The organism is Shewanella donghaensis, assembly GCF_007567505.1.
Taxonomy (GTDB): Bacteria; Pseudomonadota; Gammaproteobacteria; order Enterobacterales; family Shewanellaceae; genus Shewanella; species Shewanella donghaensis.
Genome location: NZ_CP041783.1, coordinates 1,085,050 through 1,099,075 on the forward strand (window position 1 = coordinate 1,085,050; position 14,026 = coordinate 1,099,075).

The following is a 14,026-nucleotide window of genomic DNA, read 5'->3' on the forward strand; positions in this document are numbered from 1 at the left end:
GGAAATCATGTGAGGCTGATTACCTGACCATATAATTTAACTGCTTAATTTACATTGATAGTATTAATTGACAGGGCTAAGCCAACATGAATAATTCATCAAAGATGATAAAATGGAGCATCAAATTAATGAGTAGGACTTGTGAAATCTCACTGTTGTTCCTATTCAGTTTCATGGTGCATGCCAATAGTGATGCTAACCCAGCTAATACTGTCGCCAGCAATTCACTTTCAACTTTGCAGGCACCAAAAGTCGATACGACGCTGACACAAGTAAGAACACTTTTTCTAGTACGTCATGGCGAAAAGCTCACTGGTGATAACCCTGATTTATCTGAGCAAGGACGGAATAGAGCCTTAACCCTAGCCAACACCTTATCTGCTGTCGACTTAGATTCTGTGTTTAGTACGGATTATAAAAGAACACAACAAACCGCCCTGCCGACGGCTCAATCGCAATCGTTAGCTGTAACAAGCTATAATCCACGTGATCTTGCATCATTTGCAAAACAACTTCATCAAAGCCCACACAGTGAAATATTGATTGTTGGACACAGCAACACCACTCCAAAACTGGTAGAGTTACTCGGCGGAAATCCTGGAACTGACATAAACGAAAAGAATGAATTTGATAGACTTTATATCGTTAGTATTTATTACTCAGCAAACACAATCCCCCCGGTTGTTACCACGGTGCTATTGAAATACTAAGCAACAAGCTAATCTAGAGTTGGAAAGAAACTAATAAAGCTAACTTACATTTATCCTAACTACCTTTTATAGCGGCTTAAACGTATAATCCCGCCTCCATTGGCTGCAGAGCCAAATAAAAGCATAATATTAGGTAGCTGTATGCCCTTCACTAGTGAAACCGAAACCTTAGAAAATGAACATTATTCTGATGAAATAACCGCTCGAATTGAGCAATCTGAATCTCGGGTGATTAAAGCCATTTTTCCTTCAAATACAAACCACCATAACACTCTCTTTGGTGGTGATGCTTTAGCATGGATGGATGAAACCGCCTTTATTGCCGCTACGCGTTTTTGTCGTAAATCTTTAGTCACAGTGAGCTCAGATCGAATTGACTTTAAAAAGGCGATCCCTGCTGGGAGTTTAGCAGAACTTATTGCTCGAGTAATACATGTGGGTAACACCTCTATAAAGGTTGAAGTTAATATTTACTTAGAAGACATGTATAAAGATATGCGCGAGCATGCCATTCGAGGGGTGTTTACCTTTGTCGCCGTTGATGAGGATCGAACACCAACTCAAGTGTGGCCATAAAACAAGTAATAATAATATTTTATATCAATGTGTTATCAAATTTCGATAACACATTTCACTCCTCGACGCCCCCTCCTAACAACCAAAGGTTATAGCCAGAATAACCTTTTCTCATTTCAAGTCACAAACATATAAATATACTATATGCGCAAGTTATTTGAACTTTCCCAACAGGCTTTATTATTATGAAAAAAAACCTACTTGCTGTTAGCTTATGCCTTATGGCATCAAACGTTTTTGCTGAAGATGTTGCTGAGAATGAAGTTCAAGATATGTCAGATCCTCTAGCCGTTTATACTCAAGTTGGTGCAGGTGTTACTGACGCTGGATTAAACTTGAAAATTGGCCAAGCCTACGATACAGGCGATGCTAGCACCATGGGTATGAATGTTATTGAAGTCAAGGGATTTGCTGGTGAATTGACCGGATGGAATGGCTCTTCAGACACTAACTCTATCGACTCTATTCGTTATAGAAATTTTTCTATTGATCTAACCAATGGCCTCGGTAGTCAAATTGATGCTTCATGGGATTTCACTACCAATCAGGGTACTGCTTCTTACAGTTTAATGCAGGCATTACCTAAAATGGGCCGTTTAAACTTATATCCGTTAGCGGGTGTCGGTATTGCAGTAGGTGAACCATTTGATGGCAGCACTGGTCCTGAGTTTTCAGACCGTTATAATATGCACGGTAGTTTCTATGTTGTTGGTATGTACTCAAAAATTGAAATCACCGATAAGATCTGGCTGAATTACAACCCGATGTACTTAGGCACTATATCTGGTTCAGATATGTTTAAGTCAAGTGGATTTGCTGGTGACGACTCTGTATTAACACACGAGTTTGCTGCAAGTTACCAGATTGATCCGATTCAAAATGTCCGTTTATTTGCTAACTGGGATGAAAATACCAGTTTCGAGAAAGGTGAATTTAGAATCGAATATAACAGACAGTTTTAACGTTTTAGCAATAAGCTAACGACTAAAATTGATGTAATGGATAAGGGGGTGCTAAAGCACTCTCTTATTATATTTTTTACAAAACAATTTTTTTAAATGACTCTGCATTATTAGACAAAAGTCTACATTCCGGATTTTTATTGTCCTTAAAATCTCCTCGGCAGCTAAAAGCCATAGAATTTTGGTTAAGTTTTCTGTTACATTGAATCTTCTTCACGTGCAAACAAGACAACTAAAAAGCCATGAAGCCACAAAATTTAAATATAATCATTGCAGATGACCATCCACTTTTTAGAAATGCATTAAGACAAGCGTTAAATAATGCCTTTCAAGGAACCAATTGGTTTGAAGCAGATAGCGCTGAAGCGCTGCAGAAAGTGCTAGATGATAGAGCAAGTGATCTTGACTTGATTCTACTCGATCTTCAAATGCCCGGTTCACACGGTTACTCCACGTTAATCCATTTACGTGGTCATTATCCGAATATTCCTGTGGTTGTTATATCAGCACACGAAGACATTCAAACCATAAGTCGTGCTATCCATTATGGCAGCTCAGGTTTTATTCCAAAATCAGCATCTATGGATACACTAAAAGAAGCACTTGATGCTGTGCTGATTGGCGATATTTGGTTACCCAAAGGGACTGAAATATTACCCGTTTCAGACGATCCTTCAAGTCAAATGGCCAGTAAACTATCAGATCTTACTCCACAACAATATCGCGTGTTACAAATGTTTGCTGAAGGTTTGTTAAATAAACAAATCGCTTATGACTTTGGCGTATCTGAAGCCACTATCAAAGCCCATGCGACTGCAATATTTCGTAAACTTGGCGTTCGAAACAGAACTCAAGCCGTTATTGCTCTGCAACAATTAGAAATGGAAAAGGTCGACCTATCTTAAGCGATATATCTCAACTGCCATTTTCACAAGCTTGTGAAAACAATAAACAACCGATTTTGTCTCACCTTGAATCGGTTTTTTCGCAATCCAAGCAGGTATTAGAAATTGGCAGTGGCACTGGCCAACATTGCGTATTTTTTGCTGAAAATCTTCCTCACTTGACCTGGCAGGCCAGTGATCAAAATGCCTACCTCCCCCATTTGAATCAGCGAATTGAAATGGAAGGTTCAGAAAATTTGTTACCGGCATTTGGCCTTGATGTCACTTTGACTTGGCCGAGTAATTTAATATCAGACAAGCTTGACGGTTTATATACTGCAAACACTCTGCATATTATGAGTAAATCAATGGTTGAGTATTTTTTTGATGGTTTAGGACAGTATCTACATTTGAATAGCAACGTCGCAATATATGGCCCTTTCAATTATCAAGGGCAATATAGCAGTGAAAGTAACGCCTCATTTGATATATGGCTTAAGCAAAATAATCCTGATAGTGGCATTAGAGATATTGAATGGATTTTAAAGCTTGCTAGCGACCAAGGCTTGAGTTTACAAGATGATATTGAAATGCCTGCCAACAATAGATTACTGCACTTTATTCGAACTCAGGTTTGATCGCTTCCAATACTTAACTTCAGTCATCAGATTCAGCAATCTGTCCAGTATAAAAAGTGTAGCTAATCTAGTTTACCTTAGGGCTTTATCTATTAAACCAAACAGTAAAACCGTAATTCCAATGAATTTACGCCTTATTTTATTCTTTAAAACTTTGTAAGCTTAAACTGTAATAACAACTTTTAGACGTCTCAATAAATCTGATACAAGGAATACGCATTATGGGTTCGGTTACCACTAAAAAACACCCAAACGGTTTGGATTTTGTCGAAATAAATACCGCACTTTGCCAGGCAAGAATTTTTCATCAAGGTGCACAAATTGATATATTTCAACCTACAGACAAAGCCCCGCTATTATGGGTTTCTGACGCTGATGACTATCAACCCGGCAATGGTATTCGTGGCGGTATTCCAATCTGCTGGCCTTGGTTTGGAGCGAGTGAGATAACAGGATTCCCACAACATGGCTTTGCACGAACCAGTTTATGGTCTTTATCCTCTGTAAAGATGCGTGATCAAATTGTAGATTTAATTTTTACTTTAAAAATAACCAACGAACAGCAACAATATTGGCCACACGATACTGAAATAAGTGTTTTATTCTCATTATCAGACACCTTAAGTGTGAGCATTGTGAATAAGAATAACGGTGATTACCCGATTAGTTTCACCCAAGCACTTCACACCTATTTTCCTATCGGCGATATCCACAAACTTTCAGCAACTGGATTTGAAAACTCGAAATATATTGAGTTTGGAAAAGGGCCATACTCGCAAGAGTCAGATAAAGTTAATTTCAATCGGGAAACAGACCGCGTATATACCGAACTTGGAGACACGCAGATACTTCACACCTTAGAAGGTGACATCCAAGTTAGCAGAGATAATAGCCAGTCAGCAGTATTGTGGAACCCATGGATAGACAAGTCTCAACGACTATCGCGTTTTAAAGATGATGATTATCTGACAATGGTTTGCCATGAGACTGCCAACGTTTTAGAAGATGAAGTGAAGTTATTACCAGGTGAAAGCCATACACTAACGACGCATATTCGCTGGTTATAGCAAACGCCTTACAAAACCTAGTAAACACCGATGGGAAGATGGCAATATAGCATCTTCTCAACAGCTGCATGTTCGCAACAACAACCCTGTGATAAACTAGTCTGTAATCAATAATTTAAAAGACACTTGGCCTAAATGACAGTTCGTATTTTTACTGTTAAGCGATTATTTATCTTCATCTTTGTTGCTTTAGCAATTGGCCTAGTCGTGCTTCAACAAAATTTCCGCGCTTTAGCATTAAGCGCATTAAATACCCTCGCCTCGCCTTATGATATCCGTATTAAAAAAGTAGCATTTAATATAAGCAGTATTGACCATATTAACTTTGATGTAATTGAACTTGAATACGAAGATAGCCACATTAAACTAAGTAATATCGAACTCCGTTTACAAAATGGTTTTCGTTCACTGCAAAACATGTCCTTTAATCTAGAGGATATTACTGCATTCACAATTGACACTATCAATGTAGAGCTTGGTCACTCTTTTCTTAAACGGCGTTTCTTAGGCAAGAATGATGGCAATGACAATGAATCTAATTTAGGCTTAAGCTCAAATAAGCTCCCCTTCATTCAATTTAATACGATAAATATTTACTGGCCAGATGACAAAACCTCAGGCCAGCCATTTATTCAAACAAGAGATTTAACCCTAAGTCACTTAACCCCAGAGCACTTAACTGAAACTAGCGCCCTTACATCCCTCCAAGGCAAGTTGCTGTTAATGCAACAACCCCTAATAAATGTCGATGTATCGTTAAACAAACTTAACTGGGAACTTAAGTCGGAAATTGATTTGCACCAATTGATTGGGAGTATTCTCACCTTTAATGAATCAGTGATTGAACGTCAATCTAAAACCGTTAATCAAGATGAGCAGCAAGGTTTATTATTACTTTCGAAATTCCTAGACCCCATACTATCGCCTATAGCAAATGCCAATTATGCCTTTCATGGTCAGTGGAATTCACAGACCACATTAGTATTAGCTAGCAGTGAAATTAGTAGCCAAAATGAAATTACCAATATTGAAATATCCCCAACGATTGGAAACACGCTCAATCAAAACATCTTATTTAAACCCGAAATACCTTTAAATATTGAGATCAGTTACCAACCATTGGCTGACATTTACGCCAGCACTCAAACTAGTGCTAAAACCAGTGCTAAAACCAGTGCTCAGGCAACCGATATTGATAAACCAAGCAACCAAATATCTGCGGTTATTTCGCCGTTAACTTGGAAACAAACTACCACTAAGCAAGACCTTATTGACTTAGGTGGTTACATTGATGAGCAATCAGCAGGATTTACCGCTGCACTTCTCACTCAATTGGACAATGTCATTATTAATAAGAAACGATTAATAACCGACAATGTCTATAAGGGCTCATTACTACAAGAATCTCCTCTTGAAAGTAAATCCAGTATTGATTGGTTAATTAGCATCGACTCACCTATTACTGTCGATATTTCACTTGCTGACGAAAGCAGCGATTTGGGCCATTTCTATCAGCTACACACCAATACAATAAATGCCCAATTAACTCATCCGCTACTCACGACTCAGCTAAGATTAAAAGATAATAATATCGCGCTAAATGACCATAACACCCAGCTAGCAACGACGATAAAATTAGACGTTTTGCAAAATATGGAAGCCGATTTAAGCGGTTTTGATGCGATAGAGAAATCAATAATTATTGATGAGTTTGAGCTATCTACAGAGATATCAGCGGTAATATCTACTAATCACAAAACTGAACACAAGAGTCGCGGCTCAACAGCGGCTGATAACAGCGAAGCAACGACTAAACAGAGCCAAACCAGTATTAAGGTCATCAGCCCAACTCAAATTAAACTGGCTAATTTGGCATTGATGCTAGGTAATAAAGTCATATCATTTGAGCATATTGACTGGCAAGAAAAGCTCGGCAGTGCGTTAATGATTGATGAAAGTGGTACCACAATTAATCTTGATAGTTTCGCATTAGGTTTCGACACATTTTCTATGTTCGATGTGGTGAATAAAGATGGATTAATCATTGGTGATGAGTCTCTCGACATAAAAATAGCTCAATTTAGTCTTGATGCACAACAAGAAATACAACTGTCTATCCCATCCAAACCGCTGGAAAATGACACCGACATCAATATGCCATTGATAAAAAGTAGCCAAAATCAAAAAAGCTTAATGGGAATATTATTAGCACAAACTAATCGAGCAAACTTAACTTGGCAGCTAGATGATATTTCTATTGATAAATTAACCATGAATCGAGCCAAATTACGCCGATACCCAGCTCTAAGGCTGAATTCATTAAACCTAGAACAAGCAATCTCGTTACAAAGCCAATTACTCACCAGTACGGAACAATGGCAGCTCGATGAGTTATCGCTTTCTAGCTACCATTTATTGCAATTACCTAAAAATAACAATCCGATGTCAGTTGCTGGGCAGTGGCGAACAGAGTCCGACTTAGCACCACTACTTAATGTGTTTTCACAAACACAAATGCTGCCTAGTGAATTAAACGTATCAGGAAAAAACAAATTTGAAGCGGGTTTTGCATTACTTGAAAACCAAGGTATATCACTGTTTGAAATGAAGTTTGAACAATCATTAACTGAATTAGAGGCACTGTATAATGATTGGTTTTTTTACGATGGTAATATTAACGCAAATTGCCAGTTCAACTGGCAGCAAGCTAACAGTATATCAACTAAAACCTATAGCCAAAGCCGACTTCTTTGCCAAGAAACAGCGTTATCAATTGCAGAAGCCTATGTAGGCATTAACTTAGAAAACCTCAATTTCAACGCCAATATCTCACTAGGTAAAGATGCCCAGATCCCCCCTAAAAATTGGTTACAAGAAATCAGCGGTTTAAGTGACACCGAAATTAATTTAACCGCCAGTGGAAAACTACTTGATGGTGAGTTTTTATTACCGGAATTTCACGTAAAACTGCAAGATGAATCTGAAGCTTATTTAATCCTCAATGGCATTAGTTTACAGGCTTTACTCGAAGCACAACCCCAAGTAGGAGTGTATGCTGACGGTATTTTTGATGGTGTTTTACCTGCAACATTGATCGATGGTAAAGTGAATATATCAGGGGGGCATTTAGCCGCAAGAACGCCAGGTGGGTTAATACAAGTCTCAGACAATCCAGCCTTAGAACAGCTCAAAACCACTCAACCTTATTTAGAGCTTGTAGTACAAGCCCTGGAACATCTGCAATACTCAGAGCTCATAAGTACCCTAGACATGCAGAACAATGGCGATGCAAGTATTGCTATCAAGGTAAAAGGAAAGAGTCAGGATATTGAACGCCCTATACATTTAAACTACTCTCATGAAGAGAATTTATTTCAATTATTCAAAAGCACGCAGATTGGTAACCAACTGCAAAATGATATCGAACGTTCCGTGAAGTAAAAAGGACACCTTTGTGAAAACTCAGTCGATTTACAGTTTAGTACTATTATTCTCGATAGTATTGTTAGTTGGAGCCTGTACTCCTACAGTTAAAATTGAGCCACCAGACAAACCTATTGTGATCAATCTAAATGTAAAAATTGAACATGAAATCACCATAAAAATAGACAAGGAACTCGATATTCTTTTAGAAGATGACGAGTTGTTTTAGTCAATAAGGAGAATCACGATGACAACAAGAATCATGGCCTTACTATTGGCATTTTGCATGGCTTTAACACTCAGCTTTAATGCGTATGCATTGACCTTGCAACAAGCCAAAAACCAAGGCTTAGTCGGTGAAAAAACTAACGGATACCTCGGTTTAGTGGTCAATAATAATGACGCTAAAACATTAATGACAGAAGTGAACAGCAAAAGAAAACTGCATTATCAAAAAATTGCTAAAAAGAATAAGCTATCAACTGAGGATGTTGCCCTAAGAGCAGCAAAAAAAGCCATGGCAGCAGCAGATAAGGATCATTTTTATCAAACACCCCAAGGGAAATGGGCACAAAAGTAAGCAAGCCTTTTGCTTCATTGCCTATAACTGATTCAACCGTTCTTAAAAATACTAATAAGATTAGTATGGGTTCTTGCTAAATAGCTTCTTGTTATAAAGCAATTTGTTATAAGCAATTTGTTATAAGCAATTTGTTATAAAAACAACTTGCTGTGAATTATGCTTTGAATCCATAATTTACAGCAAGGGTTTAATCCTTGTGTTTTTTGCTTTTCATGACTAGGTTTTATTGAATGGTGAAAAAAATAATAAAAAAGACAATCATAATAAGCATATACCTCAATCATCTTTTGCCCAATTCATTGCACCACCCTCACTAGCAAAGCGCAACAACATAAATCCTATTCCATAATGAGTCGATGGCTATATTTTGTAGCACAAAAGTGTTAGATTCATTGCAGTGCCATTTATTTGGCAAACGTCAATTAAATTAAAACAACCAACAAGATTGTTATGACCCAGACCCTTAAAAATAGGCTTTTGATTAAAAAGTCACTCAAGATCGTGATGGCCTTTACCATGCTGATGACTACATCGGTACATGCCCTGCCAGTTGTCAACGTTGGCGGATATTTATTCGCGCCTTACGTAAACGTGACTAACGAAGGTCTATTTCAAGGTTTTACCATTGACCTTATTAACGCACTGAATAACCAACAATCTAAAGTTGATTTTCAATTCGTTAATACCAGCATTGAAAACCGCTACCAGGCATATGAGTTAGGTCGTTTTGATTTAATGTTATTTGAAAGTAAGATTTGGGGCTGGGAGAATTTTAATCCTGAATTTATTCCACTTGATATAAAAGATGGAGAGGTTTATATCACTCTACGAGATGAGCTTAAAAATCAGGATTACTTCAATTCATTTGCAGGAAAATCATTAAGTCTGGTCAGTGGATATCATTACAAATTTGCCGAGTGGAACACTAATACTAGTGTGTTATCGACACATTTTGACATTCAATTTGTTCATACAAATAAAGCATCTATAGAAAGTGTCGTTAAAGGCAGAGCCGATATTGCTCCAGTGACCTATTCTTATCTAAAGCATTATTTTTTAATCAATCCAAAAGCTGAATCAAAACTTCTAATCTCAGATAGATTTGATCAGCAATATACCCATAGTGTCTTATTAAATCCTAATGCAATAGTTTCAGCTGCAGAAATCAAACAATGGCTTGCAGGAATTAAAGATTCAGGTCAATTGCGCCGAATTGCAGAAAAATATAATGTTGATTTATAAATAAAGATATTGATTTCAAAGAAAACCCAACGGATAAAAAAATAAGTGCCTAAATGGAGATCCATTTAGGCACATTTACTCATATTATAAAAACTAAACTGCATCAACTAAGCTATGTGAACTGAGCTAGATCAACGTAAGCTACACTATCTAAACGACATCATCTAAGTTACATCATTACCATTGCCCAGTAATCTAAACGAGCTTTTGGGTCTAATACGGCTTTCTTACATACTTCTTTATATTTACCCATCAAAGGCCCTAAATTGCCTTTGCCATTTAAGCTAGCTAACTGTTGCTCTTTAGCCGTGGCAATATCTGCAACGACTTGCTCAGCAGGTAAATAACTTCCAGCAATTTTTTCAGCTTCTATGGCAGATGTTTTAAGTCTTTCACCTACAGGTTTCATTTGAGGTGCATTCATCCCCATAATCATGCTAGAACTAATTTGATAATAAGCGGCACATTGGATGAGTTCATTACTAAATGCGGCCTCAGCTTTATCTTCGGCTTGCACCGATAAACTTGTCGCTAATAGCGTTAACGCAGCAGTAAATAGATATCCTTTGTTCAACATGAGATTTCCTTTCTTAATTATTAATTTTTGTATGGATAATGGTATTAGCAAATTATTGTTGATAATGCGCCAAACGATGTTTTAAGTGTTGCTCTACTGTTGGCCATTCGCTATCGATAATTGAATACACTACGGTATCTCTAACGGTGCCATTTTTTAATAACTTATGATTTCTCAACACACCATCTTGCTTAGCGCCTAAACGCATGATTGCCTGTCTAGACGCTTGATTATGCCAATGAGTTCTAAACTCAACAGCCATAACATCTAGGGTTGAGAATGCATAATTTAGAATGATCAACTTGGTTTCTGTATTCACAGAAGTTCTTTGGGCACGTTTAGCGTACCAAGTGTAACCAATCTCTAAACGGCGATTAGCTTGATCCCAATTGCAAATTCGGGTGCTGCCAATGATTTCGCCTGAAGTCTTATCTCTGACAACAAAAGCTAAAGATTCACCTCGTGCCTCTTGATCTAATGCTTTATCGACATAAGCCTTCATATCATCAGGATGTGGGACTGTGGTATACCAAAGCTCCCATAAATTACCATCCGCTGCAGCAAGGCATAGTGCTGGTACATGTTCCAGTGTTAATGGTTCTAGAATGACATGTTCACCAGTAAAAAAAGTATGACTGTCTACCTGTGTCATTTAGTTCTCCTAATAAAACAGTTAACTTTATCAAACAATGACAGAATACATGATCTAGATTAAAAAAATCCTATTTTTGTGACTAAAAACAACAAGCATGAATAGACAAAAATTAACTTTGTGCAAAAAACTGCAGTAGCGACGGATTTTAAAAATGAATTTCAGCATTATTTTTAATAAACTCAATAAGTATAAACAATGAAAAAAGACGATTTTTGGATTAAGTTTAACGTTATAAGTACATCAGAGTCCTAGCATGAGTTATTGGTAATGAATGATAGATCAAACTGAACATCTCGAATTTATTGCTCCCTTATGTCCCTACAAGTTGAGGCTGTGATACCACTTTAATTCCCGATTCAGTAAACATTCAAATACATATTTTTAAACAATTTTTTAGACGCTGATCACTTTATCCATGCTAAAATATGCAGCGGAATCTCTTTTTATTTCCTATAAAATCCGTCTATATTCTCTATTTACCGAGGTTTGTGTGAGCATGTCTTCTAATACCCCTTCTGTGTCTTCAGCACAGAACTCTCCTCATCTTGCCATGCTCATCCCTATGTTGGCAGCGATTGTGGCAATTACACCACTCGCTATTGATATGTATTTACCCGCCATGTCAGCGATTGCACTGAGTTACTCAACACATGTCACTACCGTTCAGCAGTCATTAAGTATCTATTTAGCAGGCTACGCGCTGGGTATGCTCACATTCGGGCCTCTTGCAGATAGATTTGGTCGAAGACCCTTAGTCATTCTCGGTTTAAGTGGTTTTACCATTGTCAGTTTACTTATCTCTTTATGCCACAATATTGAGCTTTTCCTAGCGCTGCGCTTTGCGCAAGCTTTTATAGGCGCGGCAGCTACGGTCGTTGTACCGGGCTATATCAAAGAAATTTACGGCGACAACACAGCAAAAGGCATGTCATATGTCAGCTTGATTATGATGTTGGCGCCATTACTCGCACCCAGTGTGGGCAGTTTGATCCTTGAAGCTGGTGAGTGGCCACTGATATTTTTAAGTCAGAGCTGTTATGCCATTTTCTTACTTGGCATAGTGTTATTTAAACTAAAAATGCCCAGTGATAAAGCCAAAGACGCTCGCAGTACTAAATCGTTTTTAGCAGCATACAAAACTGTTTTTACTCGCCAGGGGGTTAAACTCAATATCACCTGCGGCGTGCTAACCTCATTTGCCTTCTTTTGTTATTTAACGGCATCGCCGTTTATTTACATGGAAGTGTTTCAGCTTGATAAAACCTTATTCTCGATTTTATTTAGTACCAATGTCGGTGCGTTAATGTTGGCTAATATTGTTAATTCAAGAATTGTTGGCCGTTTTGGTTCAAACAGAATGTTATTTGCTGCTACGGTATTTGCCACATTAGCAGCTGTAGGTTTATTGATAGTGAATATATTGGGATTAAGCTATCACTTTACTGTTGGTATGCTGATCCCATTAATGGGTTGCTTAGGCGTGATGTCAGTCAATGCTGATGCTATTGTGCTAATGAAGTTTAAGAAGGAAACGGGGACTGCTACAGCTGTCATAGGGACGTTACGTTTTGGTTTTGGTGCCCTTGCAGGTCCCTTACTCGCATTCTTCTATACTGGTACAGCGGTTCCCTTTTCAGCCATGATGCTTGGCGCTATTATTCTGGTCATGGTTTGCTTACTGTTTCAGCGCACTCTGCCAGTTAGATAAAACCATTTAAAGTCTAAGCATAACGGTCTAAAAAGAGTCGTTATGCCTTAAGAGTTCTAGATCATCACCATAGGCAAGGTGCTCAGTAATAATGCCGCCATAGCCCAATTGAAATTGCGCTGACGGATTTCAGTATTCAATTTCTTACTGATCAAAGAACCTAACAATACCCAAACCAATGACATCGGCAAGCCTACAAGATTAAACACAATCACCCCGCCAATAGCTGTAACCCAATATAAATCTCCGCTAATAGTGAAAGCACTTAACAGCGTAATTGAAGCCATCCAGGTTTTTGGATTAATCCATTGAAAAAAAGCTGCCTCTATTAGTGATATTGGCTTTGCTCGTTCACTCGCTTTAGTACGTCCATGCTGGGTTGCTATCTTTATCGCGAGATAAACTAAATAGGATATTGATGCATATTTTAATATCTCGTGCAGTAATGGCCACGCCTCAAATAACGAGCCTAACCCCAACAACATCGCCACATGCAAACTAGTCTGGCCGACACGAATACCAATCATGTGTCCTATGGTCGCTCTTACACCAAAATTAGCACCTGAATTGGCCAGCAACACATTATTAGGCCCTGGTGTTCCCGTCATCGTGGCACAAAAAACTGCCGCCGATAACATCAGCATAATTACAGTCGGATCCATAATGTCGAATTACTCATTTTAAAAGTCAGGCATTAAACTAAATGCAATTTACAGCTCCTACAATCAATATTTGAGAATAAACAGTCGTTTAATTTAAATAATCATGAAATACACTCAACAATACCACTTTATTTCAACAAGCCACTTGTATCGTAACGAAATTTAAATATGATGAAGGTATCTTGGAATCAGCAAGATACGAATTAAAGTCAAATTATCTGAGGCGGTTTTCTACTGCGTAGATAAACGAGTTCGAATTACCATTCGGACTTACTATTAGAACGATTACCGTCGTTGTAACAAGATACTGTTTACCATAACGGTAACTTAAGAGGATTT

General features: G+C 37.9%; 14 protein-coding genes. 11 read left to right on the forward strand and 3 right to left on the reverse strand.

What is annotated here, in order from left to right; all coding sequences use genetic code 11:
• Positions 1-128: 128 nt before the first annotated feature.
• From FPK91_RS04545 to FPK91_RS04590, 10 genes are all read left to right on the forward strand, one after another.
• The gene (locus tag FPK91_RS04545; RefSeq protein WP_158638062.1) at positions 129-710 is read left to right on the forward strand and encodes a phosphoglycerate mutase family protein; all 582 of its coding nucleotides are present in this window, start codon (positions 129-131) and stop codon (positions 708-710) included.
• Positions 711-851: 141 nt separating this feature from the next.
• Positions 852-1,286 (forward strand): acyl-CoA thioesterase, encoded by a 435-nt coding sequence (locus FPK91_RS04550; protein WP_144208609.1) that lies wholly within the window; start codon positions 852-854, stop codon positions 1,284-1,286.
• Between the two features lie 185 nt (positions 1,287-1,471).
• A complete protein-coding gene (locus FPK91_RS04555; protein WP_144208612.1) occupies positions 1,472-2,248 on the forward strand; it encodes a hypothetical protein in 777 nt (258 codons plus the stop codon).
• A gap of 242 nt (positions 2,249-2,490) precedes the next feature.
• Positions 2,491-3,153, forward strand: coding sequence for a response regulator transcription factor (locus FPK91_RS04560; protein ID WP_144208615.1), 663 nt, complete (start codon positions 2,491-2,493; stop codon positions 3,151-3,153).
• Between the two features lie 5 nt (positions 3,154-3,158).
• Positions 3,159-3,770, forward strand: a complete 612-nt coding sequence (locus tag FPK91_RS04565) for a DUF938 domain-containing protein (RefSeq protein WP_144208617.1) — start codon at positions 3,159-3,161, stop codon at positions 3,768-3,770.
• 221 nt (positions 3,771-3,991) lie between these two features.
• The gene (locus tag FPK91_RS04570; protein WP_144208620.1) at positions 3,992-4,837 is read left to right on the forward strand and encodes a D-hexose-6-phosphate mutarotase; all 846 of its coding nucleotides are present in this window, start codon (positions 3,992-3,994) and stop codon (positions 4,835-4,837) included.
• A 135-nt stretch (positions 4,838-4,972) separates the two neighbouring features.
• Complete coding sequence (locus FPK91_RS04575; RefSeq protein ID WP_144208623.1) at positions 4,973-8,278, forward strand: YdbH domain-containing protein; 3,306 nt, start codon at positions 4,973-4,975, stop codon at positions 8,276-8,278.
• A 13-nt stretch (positions 8,279-8,291) separates the two neighbouring features.
• Positions 8,292-8,489, forward strand: a complete 198-nt coding sequence (locus tag FPK91_RS04580; protein WP_144208626.1) for a YnbE family lipoprotein — start codon at positions 8,292-8,294, stop codon at positions 8,487-8,489.
• Positions 8,490-8,507: 18 nt separating this feature from the next.
• The gene (locus FPK91_RS04585) at positions 8,508-8,840 is read left to right on the forward strand and encodes a YdbL family protein (protein WP_144208629.1); all 333 of its coding nucleotides are present in this window, start codon (positions 8,508-8,510) and stop codon (positions 8,838-8,840) included.
• 519 nt (positions 8,841-9,359) lie between these two features.
• The gene (locus FPK91_RS04590; RefSeq protein ID WP_158638063.1) at positions 9,360-10,085 is read left to right on the forward strand and encodes a substrate-binding periplasmic protein; all 726 of its coding nucleotides are present in this window, start codon (positions 9,360-9,362) and stop codon (positions 10,083-10,085) included.
• Between the two features lie 169 nt (positions 10,086-10,254).
• Here FPK91_RS04590 and FPK91_RS04595 read toward each other — a convergent pair whose 3' ends face one another.
• A complete protein-coding gene (locus FPK91_RS04595) occupies positions 10,255-10,662 on the reverse strand; it encodes a hypothetical protein (RefSeq protein ID WP_144208635.1) in 408 nt (135 codons plus the stop codon).
• A 52-nt stretch (positions 10,663-10,714) separates the two neighbouring features.
• Positions 10,715-11,314, reverse strand: a complete 600-nt coding sequence (locus FPK91_RS04600; RefSeq protein WP_144208638.1) for a GNAT family N-acetyltransferase — start codon at positions 11,312-11,314, stop codon at positions 10,715-10,717.
• A 499-nt stretch (positions 11,315-11,813) separates the two neighbouring features.
• On the opposite strand from FPK91_RS04600, the gene FPK91_RS04605 reads away from it, so the two are divergent.
• A complete protein-coding gene (locus FPK91_RS04605) occupies positions 11,814-13,025 on the forward strand; it encodes a multidrug effflux MFS transporter (protein WP_144208641.1) in 1,212 nt (403 codons plus the stop codon).
• Between the two features lie 56 nt (positions 13,026-13,081).
• Here the strand turns inward: FPK91_RS04605 and FPK91_RS04610 are convergent, their stop codons facing one another.
• Positions 13,082-13,687 carry a LysE family translocator gene (locus FPK91_RS04610; RefSeq protein ID WP_144208644.1) on the reverse strand — a complete coding sequence of 202 codons (606 nt, stop codon included), beginning with the start codon at positions 13,685-13,687 and terminating at the stop codon, positions 13,082-13,084.
• Positions 13,688-14,026: the final 339 nt, after the last annotated feature.